At 70.8% G+C, this 15,676-nt stretch carries 12 protein-coding genes; 3 read left to right on the top strand and 9 right to left on the bottom strand.

The features are described from left to right. Window positions 1–87 precede the first annotated feature (87 nt). From WMF12_RS42815 to WMF12_RS42785, 7 genes are all read right to left on the bottom strand, one after another. On the bottom strand, window positions 88–2,592 hold the full coding sequence (locus WMF12_RS42815) for a GH25 family lysozyme (RefSeq protein ID WP_437854472.1): 2,505 nt from the start codon (window positions 2,590–2,592) through the stop codon (window positions 88–90). Between the two features lie 298 nt (window positions 2,593–2,890). After that, window positions 2,891–4,525, bottom strand: a complete 1,635-nt coding sequence (locus WMF12_RS42810) for a pyridoxal phosphate-dependent aminotransferase (protein WP_437854471.1) — start codon at window positions 4,523–4,525, stop codon at window positions 2,891–2,893. Continuing rightward, the gene (locus WMF12_RS42805; protein ID WP_437854470.1) at window positions 4,518–5,246 is read right to left on the bottom strand and encodes a cupin domain-containing protein; all 729 of its coding nucleotides are present in this window, start codon (window positions 5,244–5,246) and stop codon (window positions 4,518–4,520) included. Before WMF12_RS42805 ends, WMF12_RS42810 begins: the two co-directional genes overlap by 8 nt. A 76-nt stretch (window positions 5,247–5,322) precedes the next feature. Further along, complete coding sequence (locus WMF12_RS42800) at window positions 5,323–6,093, bottom strand: TauD/TfdA family dioxygenase (protein WP_437854469.1); 771 nt, start codon at window positions 6,091–6,093, stop codon at window positions 5,323–5,325. Window positions 6,094–6,188: 95 nt separating this feature from the next. Next, complete coding sequence (locus tag WMF12_RS42795; protein WP_437854468.1) at window positions 6,189–8,114, bottom strand: methionine--tRNA ligase; 1,926 nt, start codon at window positions 8,112–8,114, stop codon at window positions 6,189–6,191. 351 nt (window positions 8,115–8,465) lie between these two features. Further along, window positions 8,466–8,648, bottom strand: coding sequence for a hypothetical protein (locus WMF12_RS42790; protein ID WP_437742483.1), 183 nt, complete (start codon window positions 8,646–8,648; stop codon window positions 8,466–8,468). A 120-nt stretch (window positions 8,649–8,768) separates the two neighbouring features. Further along, on the bottom strand, window positions 8,769–10,661 hold the full coding sequence (locus tag WMF12_RS42785) for a hypothetical protein (protein ID WP_437854467.1): 1,893 nt from the start codon (window positions 10,659–10,661) through the stop codon (window positions 8,769–8,771). A 174-nt stretch (window positions 10,662–10,835) separates the two neighbouring features. Here WMF12_RS42785 and WMF12_RS42780 point away from each other — a divergent pair, with 174 nt between their 5' ends. The 3 genes from WMF12_RS42780 (at window position 10,836) to WMF12_RS42770 (ending at window position 14,175) form a co-directional block, all read left to right on the top strand. After that, window positions 10,836–11,084: a phosphopantetheine-binding protein gene (locus WMF12_RS42780; RefSeq protein ID WP_437742481.1), complete on the top strand. Its 249-nt coding sequence runs from the start codon at window positions 10,836–10,838 to the stop codon at window positions 11,082–11,084. A 4-nt stretch (window positions 11,085–11,088) separates the two neighbouring features. Beyond that, window positions 11,089–12,699, top strand: coding sequence for a class I adenylate-forming enzyme family protein (locus tag WMF12_RS42775; RefSeq protein ID WP_437854466.1), 1,611 nt, complete (start codon window positions 11,089–11,091; stop codon window positions 12,697–12,699). 279 nt (window positions 12,700–12,978) lie between these two features. Further along, window positions 12,979–14,175, top strand: a complete 1,197-nt coding sequence (locus WMF12_RS42770; protein ID WP_437742479.1) for a cytochrome P450 — start codon at window positions 12,979–12,981, stop codon at window positions 14,173–14,175. Between the two features lie 23 nt (window positions 14,176–14,198). Here the strand turns inward: WMF12_RS42770 and WMF12_RS42765 are convergent, their stop codons facing one another. Beyond that, a complete protein-coding gene (locus WMF12_RS42765) occupies window positions 14,199–15,425 on the bottom strand; it encodes a beta-eliminating lyase-related protein (protein WP_437854465.1) in 1,227 nt (408 codons plus the stop codon). Next, on the bottom strand, window positions 15,422–15,676 hold the full coding sequence (locus tag WMF12_RS42760) for an acyl carrier protein (RefSeq protein WP_437854464.1): 255 nt from the start codon (window positions 15,674–15,676) through the stop codon (window positions 15,422–15,424). Before WMF12_RS42760 ends, WMF12_RS42765 begins: the two co-directional genes overlap by 4 nt.

Raw genomic sequence — 15,676 nt, 5'->3', positions numbered from 1 at the left:
GGACTCCTCCTGCTACCCGCGGAGTGTAGCCGAGCCCCACCCCTCACCTCACCCCGACGTTCGGCCGCGGCAAAACGACCGCAACGGTCACCCGAGCGGGTGCACTTCGTACCTCGGAACGCTGATGATCCCCTCGTCGCTCACGAGGCCGCACAGCGCCGGGTCGAGCAGGACGTCGGCCACGCAGCGCTGCTCCGACCCGAGGGCCATCAGGCCGCCGATCAGCCGCACCCCGTGGCTGTAGTCGGCGTAGGTGTCCTCGTGCGGCAGCCGCCGCCGGAGCGACGTGTCCAGCGGCTGCCACGGCTTGCCGTCCGCCTTGTAGAAGCCGAAGATCGCCAGCCGGCGCGCGTGGTGGTGCAGCCGGTTGGTCACCACGACGTCCTTCTTGTGTCCCGCGAGCAGCTCGCCGAGCTCGCCGACCCGGTGCTGCTCGATGGCCAGGTGGTGGTCACGAAAGCGCTCCACCTTGGTGCCGTCCTGGGGATCGAACGGGATGGCCGTCTGCTTCCGCGAGGCGGCATAGATGTCCTTCACGAGCTTCTTCGTCGGCAGCACGCAGCCGCACGCATCCGCCACGCGCTGGGCGGTGACGCCGGTGAGCGGCATGCGCAGGAAATCGGTGTCCGGGCCGATCGCCAGGTAGTCGGCGCACACGTACGCGACGCCCCGCTTTCCGTCGGGCGCCTCGACCGTGACGCGATGGAAGCGGCGCAGGAAACTGGGCACGTTCCCCCGCAGCACCTCCTGGAGAAAGAGCTCCTCCCGCGCCGCGAGCGACAGGCCCCGGACCTGCTCGTAGAACCTCGTGCCGGTGAGCGCGCCCGGATCGCGCGGCGGCAGCCAGTCGAGTCCCGTCCCGTCGAACACGGGCGCCAGACGCGCGGACCCGGGCTGCGCCTGGCTCGACGCGAAGAACGCCACGGCGCCCCCGGCGTCGTTCGCCCGAGCCGCCGCGACCGGCTCGGGGGTGGCGGTCACCGTGAACCGGAAGCCGCTCTCCGCGAACGTGTAGCTGCGGACGCCGGCCGCGTCGTGGCCCGGCGTCGCCATCGCCGCCGACCCGCTCACCGCTCCCTGGAGCTCTGCCTGCCGCCCCGCCGCGCGCGCCGCGCCTCCGGCGGCCGCCCCCTGGCCGACGACGCCCAGGAGCGCTCGGCCCAGCGCGCGCGGCAGCTCGAGCGCGCAGGGCGGGCGCGGCAGCGCGCGCTGCATGGCGTCGCGCGTCTCGGGCCCGACCGCGCCGGTCACGGGCAACCCCATCTCCTGCTGGAAGATCCGCGTGGCCGCCTCGGTCTCCGTGCCGAACTCGCCGTCCGCGCCGGACCGCGGCAGGAGCCCGGCGCGCCACATCAACAGGTGCTGTTGCCAGGCCTTCACCTCGGGCCCCCTGGCGCCGCGCGCGAGCCCGCCGCCGGGCGGCGAGGCGCCGTAGTCGAGGCCCGGGATCCGGCCCGCGTGTGTCCAGCCGCGGTCCAGCGCCGGGAACACGCCGACGCCATGCGCGGTGTCGCGCGCCTCGATGGTGCGGCCGTCGCCCAGGCTCATGGCCACGTGGGCGTGCTCCGGGCGCCCGCCCGTGAACGGATCCGCCGAGAAGCGGAACAGGAGGGCGCCGCGGGTCGCGATCGCCGTGTCCACCGGCATGAGCAGCCGCGCCGCCTTCACGTGGCGCGCCTGCATCCAGGAGCCGTCAGGCATCGTGGGCTCGACGGCGAGCTGGGCGCAGCCCCACTCGATGAGCTCGGAGCAATCGAACGCGGAGGGGTTGGGGTCGGTGAGGCGCACCTCGTGTCCGAAGATGTATCTGTCATCCGCCTGCGAGAGCAGCTTCTGGCAGAGCGCGTCGGCCGTGGGCAGCGGCTCGGACGTCACGGACCCGGCCTCGAGCCGGGCGAGGCGCCGCAGATCGCTCGCCGTTCCATTGAACAGGTTGGCGTCCACCGTGTTGGTCCGGACGCCCGGCATCACGGCCTTGGCGGTGATCTGCCAGAACGACCACGCGGACCAGGGGTCCCAGGCCCTGAGCGGCTTCCTGCGCGCCCAGTCCGCCCATTCCTTCGGGTTGGCCGGGGGCCTCGCCCGCACCGAGTCGAGGCCATAGGTATAGTTCGCGATCCAGAGCGGGCAGTCGACGAACTCGGAGCTGCCGCCGAGGTGATCGTGCCAGAAGTTGTGGCGGGTATAGAGGATGACGGAGCGGCCCGGGTAGCGCGCCTTCACCTCCTGGACGAAGCGGCGGGTCCACACCTGGAGAGCCAGGGTGTCCTGCGACGTCCAGACATGGCCGTTGTTGCCCGCGTGCTGCGTCTCCTCGAGGTCGAGCACCATGTCGAGCTCCCCGGGCTCGAGGTCGCCGACCGCGCTGCAGAGCCTCTGCGCCTGCTCGGCGGCGTCGAGGCGCGGTAACGCGTAATGGTAATACCCCCGGAGGAGCCCGCAGCGCGCGGCCTCGGCGCGGTTGGTCGCGAACCTCCTGTCGACCCCCTCGATCCCATACGTCGCCCGGATGAAGACGAAATCGAGCCGTGAGGCGAACGCGTCCCACTGGATATTTCCCTGGTGGACGGAAACATCAGCACCGCTCAACATAGGCTCCCACCTCCCCCGCGCGCGCGGAGCGCGGCCTCGTGCCCGAGAGCCGTGCCCTGCGTGCGCGCCCTTACGCTCATGTCGCGCCGCCCGGGCGACGTGATGCCCGGGGTAGCTCAACTGCTATCGCAGGGCGGCGCGTCCGTCGAGCAAGGTCGACGCCGTGGATCATCCGTCCCCGCGGTCATCGCGGCTGTGGAGGCGGCGATCAGCGCGTGTGTTGGAAGCCTATGGCACCGTGCAGCAGAAGATGCGAGACGCCTTCACGCTCGTGAACCACGGCGGCCGCGCCTTCCGATCAGCGGCCCCCCGGGAGGCCGAGCTGGGCCTCCAGCCGCGCGATTGCCGACGAGAGATCGTGCCATTGGCGCGCCGTCGTGACCCTGACGATCCCGCCCGAGAAGCAGAACGTCAGGATGCCTGGAAAGACCGCCACGCGGCTCTGCCGGAGGAGATCGCGGAAGCACCGATACGAGTCGTTCCACCCCGGTAGCTCGACGGCGAGGTTGATCGAGCAGCGCGGCGAGATGACTCGCGCGGACGCTCGCGCGAGCCGGCCGATGGAGGCATCGCGCAGCGTCTGCAACGCGTCCTGCCGCGCGCGCCGCTCGGTCCGATATCTCTCATAAGCTATCGAGAGCTGCGCGCGATCCAACCCGTAGGAGCGCTCGAACTCGTCGACCTCGGCCGCTCCCGGCTCCGTGACGCCGGTGATGAGCCAGCGCTCCATCCGCGCCAGCACCTCCACCAGCGTGTAGAAGAAGGAAGGCGGCCCGCCGAAGGTCGTCGAGGCGTATTCGTAGTAGTCGGCCATGAACCCCGCGTCGGCGAGGAACCAACCTATCTTCAGCCCCGGCGCCGACCATGTCTTCGAGGCGCTGAAGACGCGGATCACGTTGGTGGCCGCGCGCCGCTGCGAGCACCGCCCGAGCGGGCCGAGCCACTCGTGGCACTCGTCGAGCACGATCATCGTCGACGGAGACGCGGCGCCGATCAGCCGCCCGAGATCGGCGTCGGAGACCGCCGCCCCCGTCGGGTTCGCGACCGTCTGCAGGAGGACGAGCGGGGTGCGCGGCGTGAGCGCGGCGATCAGCGGCTCGAGCGACGTGTGGCCGGCCCTCGACGGGAGGGGAACGAGCTCGACGTTGCGCCGACGGGCTATCGACTCCACGAGAGGGGGATAGTTGGGGATCCCGCACAGCACGGGCGCCCCCTCCCTCGGCGCGCCCGAGAGGATGAAGTCCGCGAGCGCGCTGATCGCGAAGGTCCCGCCCATCGTCAGCGCGACGTTGTCGGCCGTGTAGACCGCCCCGTCGATCCGAGCGTTCTCGTACATGGCGACAGCCTCACGCGCCGGGCGGCGCCCGCACGAGTCGGAGTAGCCGTACCAGTCCCGCTCGAGCGCGAAGCGGACGCAGTCCTTCAACGCCTCCGGGAGGCCCCACGCCTGCTCGTCGACGGACCCGCTCGAGAGGATGATGTGATCGTCGGACCGGAGCTCCCCGTAGAGGTCGTCGCGAAAGAACCAGTTGAAGAGCTCCTTGATGAAGCGCACGGTCGCGCGCGAGGTGAGCACCTCGCTCGGGTGGACCTGCCTCCGCAGCGTCGCGGCGCGCCAGCGCTCGGCGAGCGATGGCCTGTGCGCGTGCCTGCCGAGCTCGTGCTCGACGCGTCCGAGCCAGAGATCCCGCAGCTCGATCGGATCATCGGGGTTCTTCGCCCGCGCGTACACGTCGAGCATGCGCTCGTCGACGGTCGGCACGAACGTATCGTCGAAATCCCCGAGGGAGCGGGCGCGCCGCGCGGCCTCGTGCGCCTCGTCGGGCAGATCGAAGGGGCGCGCGCGCGGGGCCCTGGCGAAGAGCTGGAGCTCTTGCCCAGCGAGCTCCGCCGGCGCTGGGGGCCGCGGAGCCCTGGTTCGCTCCTCACTCATTGGGCTGCTCGGCTGTGCGAATCCGCTCCACGTGCCGCGCGGAGATGCCGTCCACGATGGTCCGGTTGATCATCGGGTGATCGTCGTGAACGGGGCCGAAGTCGCTGTCGGGGTGGAAGGCGACGACATCCATGCTCTCCGCTTCGGTCTGGAACGCGTGCTTCGAGCCCGGCGGCAGGTGGAACACCAGCCCGGGCGAGAGCGGCACCCGCCGGTCGCCCAGCCTGCAGACGCCGCGCCCTCGCATGATGAGCCCCGCGCGGAGCGAAGGATGGGTGTGGAGCGTCTGGTCCGTACGAGGGGGGAAATGCAGGTGGTTGAGGCACGGCTCGCCCCGGACCTGAGGGGCGATGAGCAGGGAGTCGGTGCAACCGTCGATGTAGCGGAGCCGCCCGGACGCCTCGATCGGCCCGGCGATCTGGAAGAACCCTTTGCTCCGAACGTGGGTGATCCCGAACGCCTCCCCCTCGCCGTGCAACGCCAGCTCTCCCGGGACGCAGAACACCATCCCCGCGCCGATCTCGAAGACCCCCGAGCGGCAACGGAGGGTCAGCCTCCCCGAGAAGACAGCGCCGTAGTGAGTCCCCTCCGCAGGAGGTTGCCACGGCCCCGGGCGATAGCTCCAGAGCTCGCAGGGCCACGTCGGGTGCGGGAGCCTCTTCAGGCTGCCGCACTCGATCCGGTGAACCGAAAAATCCGTCGCTGGATCCATCCCCGCCATGGGCTCAGCCTACCAGGCGTCCTGGTCGATTGTCGCCTCTCGCGACGTCGTGGAGCTCTCCGGCCGGCTTGGCCCGTCAGGCGGAGGGGCCGGCGAGGATCCGCAGGCGCTGGAGATGGCGGCGCCGGCTCGATCCGGCGCTTCGCCCGGCCGTCCGCCCATGGAAAAAGAACGTGTTGTCGATGATGACGAGCTTTCCGCGCGTCCAATGGACGCGGATTGCGACGCTGGGAGCGTACATCGACGCCAGCAGGTCGCGAAGCGCGCCGTTGATGGCGTCCGCGGAGGGGGCGTGCCCCGCGTGCGTCCACTCGAGCGGCTGCGAGAGGAAGTCGCGGAACGAGAACACCCACCGACCGTCGACGCGCCGCGCGATCCATGGACCGTCGGGGCTCCTTCGATATCGTGTCTGCTCCAGCGTCGCCAGCGCGTCTGGCGACAGCCCCTCTGCGACGGCCGCCATCGGGACGAGGACGGTCTGGGCCGCGGTCCCTTCGTCGCCGGGATCGCGGCACATCAGGACGATGTACCGAGGCTGCTCCTCGGCCCGCCGGCCGCTGCCCTCGCTGTGGAGCGTCAGCGGGTTCGTCGCGAAGGGCTGGAGAGAGACGTCCTCCGTGCGCCCGTGCTCGGCCACGAGGTTGAGGATCACGCCCCTCTCCACGTACGGGAGCACCGCTGGATCCGTCTCCGGAGAGGCGATCCCGAGGAGCGATCCCAGGGTGGTGAATCGATCGTTCGAGAGCGGCTCGTCGAGCTGGACGGCGACGAGGCCGCGCTCGCCGAGCTCGCGGAGGAGGCGCTCGCGGACCGCGTCCGGAAACTCTGCGGCCGACGCGCGGAGCACGTCTGCGCACGGCTGCAGGGCGGCGCCGCCCTCGAGCAGATCTCGCCTCCGCCCGACGTGGGCGTCGCCCGCGCGCTCGGTGAAGGTGCCCTCGATCAGGTCTCGCCCTCCCTCGACGGCGCCGGGAAATACGGCTGCTTGGCGCCGATCTCGTGGCCCGCGGGGATGGGCGTGCCGAGCTCTTCCAGGCGGAACACCTCGGGCGGCAGCCGGAGCGACACGCGGAGGCGATCCATCGTCTCGGGGACGAACGGGTAAAGCATGATCATCAGGGTCTTCAGCACGTAGAACGACGTGTAGAGGGCGTCGCGGCGCCCCTGCTCCGGGTGCCGATCGTCGTGCGGTTTGTACTGCGTGAAGAGGCTGTTGATCGTGCGGGCGTAGTTCTCGATCTCGAAGAGAAGGTTCGGGTAGTCGGCCCGATCCATGGCGCGCACGTAGCGCTGGACGATGCGCACCGTGTCGGCGACCACCTTGTCGAGCAGGGCGCCCTCGGGGACCTTGCCGCCGAACTTGGAGTGCACAGCCGAGATGGGGCGCTCGAACGCGGCGTTCATCGGCCCGGCGAGGAACTTGTTGCGCTCGTCGAGCTTCTCGAAGTCGAAATCCGAGGGTTTCTCCGCGAGCGAGAGGAGCGCGAGGTAATACCGGATCTGATCGACGGAGTAGCCCTTCTCGTCGAGGAGCTGATTGCCGGTGAAGAAGTTGCCGCGGCTCTTGCTCATCTTCTCGCCGCCGACGAGGAGGTGGAAGCAGCCGAAGACGTCGGTGAGCTGGAGCTCGCCCGCCGCCGGCAGCCGGTGCGGGTCCTCCTGGGTCCCGAGCCACATGGCCCCCTGCATGAGCACGTAGAAGTAGACGTTGTCCTGCCCCAGGAACTGGACCACGCGGGCCTCGGGATCGCGCCAGAACTCCGCATAGCGCGCCGGGTCGACCCCCTTGTCGCGGAGCGCCACCTTCGAGAACGAGATGGGCGCGATGAGCGAGTCGGGCCAGACATAGAGCGTCTTGCCCGCGAGGTCCGGATCCTCGGTGATCGGGATCCCCCAGGCGATGTCGCGCGTGATCGACCGGTGCGCCCACTCGTCGACGAGCTCGACGCGGACGCCGTGCTGCTCGAGGATCGCGCGGCCGCTCTCCAGATCGGCCTTGTTGCCGAACTGGACAACGAGCTCCTTCCCGCGGGCGAGCTTGCTCTTGTGCTTGGGGAGGCTCGCCTTGATCTCCTTGTAGGTGGCCTCGTGCGCCCGGTCGAGGCGCACCGAGGGCATCACCGTCTCCAGGACCTCGGACAGCATGGCGCGCCGCCACGTCTTCTCTTTGCCGCTGATCCATTCGCGCAGCGTCTCGGACACGGACCACATGTCGAGCCACCAGTGAACCGTCTCGCGGAGCTCGGGCACCGCGTCGCTCAGCGTGCTGCGCGGGTTGAGGAGCGCGGCGGGGGCGTGCTGCTGGCCGCAGCGGTCGCACTCGTCGCTGTAGGCGTCCTCGTTGTCGCACTGCGGGTTGGGGCAGCGGCCGCGCACGTAGCGGTCGGGGAGGAATCGCCCCATCTTCGGATCGAACCACTGACGCGTTGCGCGCTTCTCGAGGAGGCCGTTCTCCGAGAACCGCGTCAGGAACTCGTGCGCCAGCTCTCGCTGGAGCGGAAAGGTCTCCGGCTGCGAGGTGCCCGAGAAGGCGTCCAGGCTGATGCAATACCGCTCGAGCGTCTTCTTCTGCGCCTGCTGGATGCGATCGATGTACTCGCGGATGGGGAGCCCGGCCTGGACCGCGGCGATCTCGCTGGTCGACCCGTGCTCGTCGGTGCCGCACACGTACAGCACGTTCTCTGCCCCGATGAGCATTCGACACCACCGAGCGTAGATGTCGGCGGGCAGCTGGGCTCCAGCGAGGTGCCCGAGGTGCAACGGGCCATTCGCGTACGGCATGCCCGCGGTCACCACCATCCGCTTGGGCCTGCGGAGCTGCCCGATGATCGAAGCGACGTCGGAGGGAGGGCCTTTACGCGTTTCCATTGGTAAATCCAGGGTTTCCTTTAGCCCGAAGCCCCTCCCCTGACAACCGCAAAGGGCGGCCACGCCGGAGCGGCGAGAGCGCGCGTCACCCGTTTTGACCGGATTTCCACGACCGGATCGGCGCGGACTCGCAGGTCGATCGCTCCAAAGGGAGCCGCGGACGATGCTGCTCGTTCGCCACGTGGTGAGCGCTGGCCAGCGGCGGCGCTGTGTCGTGGGGCGGAGGGAGTCGGGGGGCGAGGCGCCGGTGATCCGCGCTGAATGTCGGGCCGCGCTGAATGTCGGGAGGCTTCGCGGGGCGTGGAGTCGAGGGCTAGCGTCGCGAGCCCTCGTGAGAGCGAGCCCTCTCGACTACCAGCAGGCGACGGAGCCCGGGTTGACTCGCAGGCCGGCCTTGATGAGCTCGAGGTTCACCTCGTTGAGGCGCGCCTGCGCCTTACGGTACTCCGAGAGCGCCTTCAGCTTTTCGCTGTAGAGCTTCAACTGCTCTTGATTGAGGTTGTGCGCGAGATCCTTGAGGTCACGTTCCGCCATGGCTGATTCCTCCCATACCTGCGATTGATCGCAGCAATCGAAGAGGCTATGGGATCGGTCGGCGGACTGTCAAGGGCGATGGGGGACCGCGCCTCGGGCGATTTCTCGCCGAGCGCTGCGTCATGGCGTATCGGAGGTCGCGAGGAATGCGCGCCGCATATGAATCGACACACGCGAAGCTTCGATGAACATCGCCAGCCTGAATATCGGGCCCACCTGCGATGTTCCCGTCAGGCGGCATTCCGGTAGGGGCAGATCGTCTTCACCTCGCGGCCACTCGGTCGACACGAGATCGGGGCCGATCGGCGCCGACACGAGGGCGCCGCTCCAATCGCGCTGGGGCCCCCCCCGCGAGAGCCCGAGGCCGTGATCGGCGCGCTCGATCACGGCGTCGCAGCTCGCCGGGCGGTCGTCGACGGCGCCGCAGCTGGCGCAGCTGGCGAAATAGCGGGGCGCGCCGCCGGGCGCGCTCACGTCGTAGACTCCCGCCCAGAGGTCGGCGCCGCAGTCGCCGCAGGTCCTGCCGGCCAGCTCCTCGCGGAGAGTGGCCGTCGGCAGCCACGAGTCCAGCCAGCTCGACCACATCGTCCTCGTCAGCACCCCGAGGAGCGTTCGTCGCAACGCGGCCTCCAGCTCGGCGCGCGGCCCCGGCGTCGTGCTCGAGCGCGCGAGCTCGCTCGCCTCGACCGCCGCCCGACACGCATCGACCGCCGGGGAGAGATCGGGCTGCCACGCTCTCACGTTCTCGAGGAAGCGCAGAATGAGCGGCGCCTCGGTGGCCTCGACGGGGGCCGAGGGCGAGGGCGCCGTCATGTCGAGGGCGGCCTCGTCGAGGGCGGCCTCGTCGAAGGCGGCCTCGTCGAGGGCGGCCTCGTCGAGGGCGGCCTCGTCGAGGGCGGCCTCGCGCGCTGGGTTTGCGACGACCGCGGGATCGCCGAACAGAAAGAGGCGATCTCGGATCATCGCGTGGGACTGTCTCCCGAGCGTCTCTCGCCACGCCGCGAGCGCGTCACCCACGCTCACCCCTTCATGCAGCGTGGCGACGAGGGGGATGACCTGCACCGGCCCGGTGTTCACGATCGCGCGCAGCGCGACGAGGCAACCGACCTCGGCCGAGGCGAGGAGCTGGGGCATAAGCCCCCAGGCGTCGACAACGCTCCAGTGCCGCCCCATGATCCCGAAGCAGCTGTTCCACATGAGGACCCGGCTCGACAGCGCGCGCGCCGGCACGAGCCGGCCGGACGCCAGCGCCTCCGCCACCCGCATCTTCTGCCGGTGGCATTGGCCGGTGATCACGCACTTCGGCGACGGACCTCCGGGGACGGAGCTCGGGTCGAGGTCCACGAGGGCACAGAGCGTCGCCCGCTCGCCGAGCAAGGCGTCGATCCCGTCGGAGTGCGTCGTCAGCGCCATGACGGCGTGCGGCCCGGTCTCGAGATCGCCGGGCGTCTTCAGCGCCCCCCGGAGCTCGACGGCGCCGACGCGGACGGGCTCGATGTGCCCTGTCATCGGGCTCAGCACGGTGGCCCGATCGAGCGGCGCAGGATCGAGCCGCGCGGCCGCGGCGCGGATCCGGGCCTGTCGCGAGAGGGAGCCCGCGTCGGCCGCCCAGAGGATCCCCAAACGAGCATTCCTGCGCGCGCGCGTGATCTCGTCGAGGAGATCGTGCGGCGCGGACGGGGCGACGCAGACGACGACGTCGACCGCGTCCATCGCCGTCGCCTCCCGCGGCGAGCCCACATGAACGTAGCGGCGCCCGGTGAGATGGGCATACAGGCGGCCTGCCCGCTCGGCGCCCTCGTCGTACCCCGCGACGAGCCGTTCGCCGCCGTCGCGTGGGCCCCTCGAGGCCGGCTGAACGTCGACGATCTCCCGCCCGAACAGCGTCGCGACCTGGGCGAGCAGCGCCCTCTCGTCGGGGCCGGCGTAGGGCCACACCGGAGCTCCCCGCTCGTCGCTCAACAGCGGATCGTCCCCGGCCTGCGCCACCGGCAAGGCGAGCAGTCGCTCCATCGGCTCACGCGGAGCCTATCAAGGACCTCCCGGGGGATCAATCGGCGGCCGCCGCGGCTGTCTTGGCGCATTCGTCGACGGTTCTCCGTCGGGTCGGCGCCTCTTCGCCGGCAGCTCGGGCAGGGAGAAAAAACGTGCAGATCGACCCCTCGCCGGAGAGGTAGTCTCCAGACGATGGATGACCTCCTACGAGCGGTGTTGGACATCGCGGCGCGCCACGTCGACGCGGAGAGAGCCTCCGCCGTGGGCCCCGACACGGATCTCTCGGCGCTCGGGCTCGCGTCGCTCGAGATGGTCGGCTTCATCCTCGATCTCGAGCGGGGCCTCGCGGTCCGGTTCCCCGCGGACCTGATCGATCCCGCCACGTTCCGCGACGCGCGGACCATCGCCGGCCACGTGCGCGCGCTGCGCGGGCCCGGGTGACCCCATGTCGACCGACTTCGATCTCGCCCACAGCTACGGCGGCGTCCCCTTCGATCGAACGCTCCCGATCGAGCCGACGATCCTCGCGCACGTCGCCGCTCGCGCGCGGTCGCAAGGCGACGATCCCTTCCTCACGGCGGCGCGGGCCGACGGAGGGGTCGTGACGCTCACCTACCGTGATCTCGAGGCCCTGAGCCGCCGGGTGTCGTCGTGGGCCCGCCGGCGGCTCGGGGTCGGCTCCGGCGACGTCCTGGCGCTCGTCCCGACGAACGAGGCGAGCTCGGTCGTCGCCCTCTTCGGCGCGTTGCGCGCCGGCTGCGCGCTCCTCCTCCTCAGCCCGGCGGACCCCGCCGGGCGGCTCCGACAGCTCACCGAGGCGCTCGGGGCGAAGGCGGTCCTCCGCTCCCCCGACGTTGCGGCCGACGTCCTCCCGGAGGCGATCCCGGTCCCCGAGGCCGCTTCGCTCGAGGACGGCGCCGCGTCCGATCCCGATCCCGCCGTCGAGCCCCGGGCAGACGCCCTGTTCTTCGGGACGTCGGGGTCGACCGCGACGTCGAAGCTCGTCGCGCAGTCGCACTACGCCGCGGCCGTGAACGCGGAGGCGCTCCGCCGTCACCACGGGCTGAAGCGCGGGGACCGCCTCCTCGGCTGCCTCCCCATTCATCACGTGAACTGCCTTCATTTCACCATCTTCGCGACGCTCGCCGCGGGCGCGCACGCCGTCCTCGCGCACGCCTTCGATCCGTTCGGCTACCCGCGGCTCGTCGAGCGGTTCCGCCCGCGCATCGCCAGCGTCGTGCCCAGCATCCTCGAGGCGCTGCTCGGGATGTGGCGGCAGCCCGCGCTGCCGGGCGATTTCGAGTACTTCGTCTCGGCCGCCGCGCCGCTGACCGCGCGCACGGCCCGCGCCGTCCGCGAGAAGCTCGGCGCGCGGATCCTCCAGGGCTACGGGCTCACGGAGACCACCAATTTCTCGACGACGATGCCGGCGGACCTCTCCGAGGACGCGTATCGGGCGCACATGCTCGACGTGGAGATCCCCTCGATCGGCACGGCCTTGTACGGCAACGAGGTGGCGGTGCTCGACCGCGGCGGCGAGCGCGCGGCGCCCGGCGAGATCGGGGAGATCTGCATGCGTGGGCACAACGTGATGACGTGTTACGCCGGCAACGACGAGGCGACGGCCGAGGCCTTCCGGGGCGGGTGGTTCCATTCCGGGGATCTGGGCTACGAGATCGAAGATCGAGGGGACGGCCGGCGCTATTTCACCATCACGGGGCGGAGCAAGAACATCGCGAAGGTGCGGGGAGAGTCGGTGTCTCTCGACGAGATGGACCGCGTCCTCCGCGCGCTCCCGCACGTCGAGGACGCCGCGTGCGTCGCGCTCCAGCACCCCCTGCTGGGAGAGGAGATCATCGCCGCGATTGTGGGCTCGCAGGGCGCCGTCGGCGACGCGGAGATCCTGGCCCACCTCCGCGCCGTCTTCGCCCCGACGGTGCTGCCCCGCCGCCTGGTGAGGCTCGAGGCGATCCCACGGACGCCGACGGGGAAGCTCCTCCGCGCGGATCTCGCGCGGAGGCTCGCCGCGCTCGTCGGGGCCGCTCCGGGGCGCTGATCAGCCGCGCTCACTGCCCCCCTTCGAGCAGCGCGGCGCTCACCGCGTGGAAGCAGCGCTCGAGCTCCGCGGTCGAGTCCAGGTGGTTCAGCGCATCCAGGGAGTCGTCATCTCATGACCGCCGCTCTAGTTCGAGGTCGCTTCGGCGCCAACGCGGGCGTGCGACTCCCGCCGTGGAGCGCTGGTTGACAGCGCGCCACGAGGGTGCGACCGTCGCTCTCATCCCCGCTCCCGAGATACCGTCTTTTCCATCCACGCGATAACACGGAGACGCTCCCCATGTCGACTCCCCACACGCTGCAGCCCGACGATGTCATGGAAGAAGGCGGCGACGTCGTCCGGCGCGCGCAGGAGGCCTGCTGGTATGCCGAGACCTCGATGGGGAAGGCGGTGCTGCGGTATCGCGAGGTCCACGATCTCCTCCGCGACGCTCGGTTCCGTAACATGGGCACCGACGTGCTCACGAGACAAGGAGTCACCGATGGCCTCGTCCGGCGGATGTACGAGGGGTTCCTCCTGAGCACGGAGGGCGCCGCGCACGCGCGCCTCCGGGGCCTGCTCAAGAAGGGCTTCACGCCCGACGCCGTCGACGCGCTCCGCCCGCGGATGCGGGAGAGGATGCACGCGCTGCTGGACGAGATCGGCGATCGAACCGAGTTCGATTTCGTCACCGCGGTCGCCGAGCGATTCCCCGGCCAGGTCATCATCGAGCTGCTCGGGCTGCCGGTCTCCTTCGAAGATCCCGATTTCCGGCGGTGGTGCTCGGATCTCGGTTACATCGTCGGGCTCGAGGTGAAGAAGCACCTGCCCCGGCTCGAGGCCGCGTTCGAGGGCCTCCGCAGGTACATCGAGCCGACCATCGCGGCGCGCAGGGCCGAGCCGAGGGGCGACCTGATCTCGACGCTCGCCGCCGCCGAGCAGAACGGGGATCGGTTCAGCGAGGAGGAGCTCGTGTGTCAGATCGTGGCGCTCCTCTTCGGCGGCCTCGACACCACCCGGCGCACGATCGGCAAGGCATTCCTGGTGATGCTGGAGCACCCGGACCAGCGGCGGCTCCTGCAGGAGCGGCCCGATCTGGCGGAGCCGGCGGCGGAGGAGATCCTCCGCTACGCCCCGGGGACGCGCGTCGCGATCCGGGTCGCTACCTGCGATCTCGAGCTCGACGGAGTCCCGATCCGGGCCGGCGAGCTGGTGATCGCCGCGACGGGCGCGGCGAACCGCGATCCCAGGGTGTTCGAGGCGCCGGAGACGTTCGATATCACCCGGCGAGGCGCCGCCCCGCTCTCGCTGGGCGCCGGCCCCCACCACTGCCTGGGCGCCTACCTGGCGCGCGCCGAGCTGCAGGAGGCGGTGCCGATCCTGACCCGGCGCCTCACGGAGGCGGCGCTCGCCAGCCCGGTCGTGGTGCGGACGGCGCGCGAGGGGTCGCCCGGCCCGCGGGTGATCCCGCTCCGATGCCGCGTGCGCCCGCGCTGACGAGCGCCTGCTGCGCCGCCGGATCACCGCCCGGCGGGCAGCCCCGCGAGCCCGTCGAAGAGCCGGTCCTCCCACCCGGGGGGGTACCACGAGGCGATCATCAACCGCAGCATCACGTGGCCTCGATCCGCGCACCGGAGGGGCCATCGGCCCGCTCCGTGGCGCAGGAAGACCTCCGCCGTCTCGGGCGGCGTGGAGAGAAACACCACATTGCCGGCGCTCTCCGGGCTCATCACGAAGCCTCGTGATCCGAGCTCCGCGCGGATGCGCGCGGCGCGATCGACGTGGCTCCGGAGCGTCTCCCAGAGCAAGGCTCGGTGCGACGTCCACGCCGCCTCCCACCGCGCCGACGTCTCCCAGGCCTCGAACTCCGCGAGCCCGATGGGCTTCACCGAGGCCCGGAGTCGGTCGAGGCTCCCCTCCTCCGCGCGGGGGAAGAAGACGAACGCGCCCGGCCCACAGTCGATCTTGGGGAGCGAGAACGTCACCGCGTCGGCGAGCCCCATCAGATCGAGGAGCCGAGGGTGAGGATCGGAGTCCTCCGCGAGCTTGTGCGGACCCCAGACGAGATCGAGCGCGAGCTTCATCCCCTCCCGGTCGCAGGCGGCGCGGAGGGCCCGGAGCTCGTCGATGGACGGCGCGAAGCCGAACAGCGACGGCCACGAGAGGAGGAGCACACGGGGGCTGGGGAAGTGATCCCGCCCGAGGGTCGTCTCCGCCGCTCGTGGGCAATGGGCGAGGAGCGCGTCTTCGAGGTCTTCGAGGCGTATCGTCCCCCTTTCGTCCGTCCGGATCGCGACGGGGAAGAGCTGCCCGCCGCTCATGACCGTGACGGCGCCCGCCTCGAGGATCATCGCATGTCCGACGTCCTCGGCGAAGAGCGCGCCCGGCCCGCTCCCCGCGAGGAAGCGCGCCGCGACGGCGCCCGCCGCGGTCGCCGAGGGGCAAGGGAGCCACACGCCCGGCCCGAAGAAGGGGGCGAGCGTCTCGGAGAGGCGCTTCGTGATTCGATCCCTGGCGTAGGGCCCGAGATCCCGGCGAATCAGCTGCTCCGACAGCGCGCGGAGGCTCGATCCGGCCAGCGCCGTCCGGAGCGCGATCTTCCCGGGCTCGACGGCGCCTGCCACAGAGTCGCCCGCGGAGGAGCGGCCGTATCCCTCCAGCACGCGGCGGAGCAGCCACGGAGGCGCCCCGAAGTGATCGGCGATCACCCGCAGCGCCCCCTCGATCTCGTCGTCCCTCCGGATCATCGCGCCTGCCCCTCCCGCCGCGCTCGGAGCAGAGCGCAGATCGCCCCGACGTTCTCCAGACCTCGAATCTCCCGGGTCGTGAACCGGACCCGGAAGTGCTTCTCGATGGCCAGGACGATTTGCACGTTCGAGAGCGAGTCCCACCCGGGCACGTCTCGCGCGACCGTCTCCTCGCGGAGCTCGAGGCTGTCCGCGTCGAGGATGCCGGCGATGATCCTGGTCAGCTGGGCGAGGATGTCGTCCCCTTCCAC

Origin of the sequence: Sorangium sp. So ce363 (assembly GCF_051520435.1) — a bacterium.
GTDB classification, from domain to species: domain Bacteria; phylum Myxococcota_A; class Polyangia; order Polyangiales; family Polyangiaceae; genus Sorangium; species Sorangium cellulosum_B.
Note: the sequence above shows the minus strand (reverse complement) of the source record. Positions and strands in the feature narration are given on the sequence as shown.

Excerpts from the sequence above, each read along its gene's own strand:
- WMF12_RS42770 (WP_437742479.1), top strand. The coding sequence starts at position 12,979 with ATGTCGACTCCCCACACGCTGCAGCCCGACGATGTCATGGAAGAAGGC.
- WMF12_RS42785 (WP_437854467.1), bottom strand. The coding sequence starts at position 10,661 with ATGGAGCGACTGCTCGCCTTGCCGGTGGCGCAGGCCGGGGACGATCCG.
- WMF12_RS42795 (WP_437854468.1), bottom strand. The coding sequence starts at position 8,114 with ATGGAAACGCGTAAAGGCCCTCCCTCCGACGTCGCTTCGATCATCGGG.
- WMF12_RS42815 (WP_437854472.1), bottom strand. The coding sequence starts at position 2,592 with ATGTTGAGCGGTGCTGATGTTTCCGTCCACCAGGGAAATATCCAGTGG.
- WMF12_RS42810 (WP_437854471.1), bottom strand. The coding sequence starts at position 4,525 with ATGAGTGAGGAGCGAACCAGGGCTCCGCGGCCCCCAGCGCCGGCGGAG.
- WMF12_RS42780 (WP_437742481.1), top strand. The coding sequence starts at position 10,836 with ATGGATGACCTCCTACGAGCGGTGTTGGACATCGCGGCGCGCCACGTC.
- WMF12_RS42790 (WP_437742483.1), bottom strand. The coding sequence starts at position 8,648 with ATGGCGGAACGTGACCTCAAGGATCTCGCGCACAACCTCAATCAAGAG.
- WMF12_RS42765 (WP_437854465.1), bottom strand. The coding sequence starts at position 15,425 with ATGATCCGGAGGGACGACGAGATCGAGGGGGCGCTGCGGGTGATCGCC.
- WMF12_RS42775 (WP_437854466.1), top strand. The coding sequence starts at position 11,089 with ATGTCGACCGACTTCGATCTCGCCCACAGCTACGGCGGCGTCCCCTTC.
- WMF12_RS42805 (WP_437854470.1), bottom strand. The coding sequence starts at position 5,246 with ATGGCGGGGATGGATCCAGCGACGGATTTTTCGGTTCACCGGATCGAG.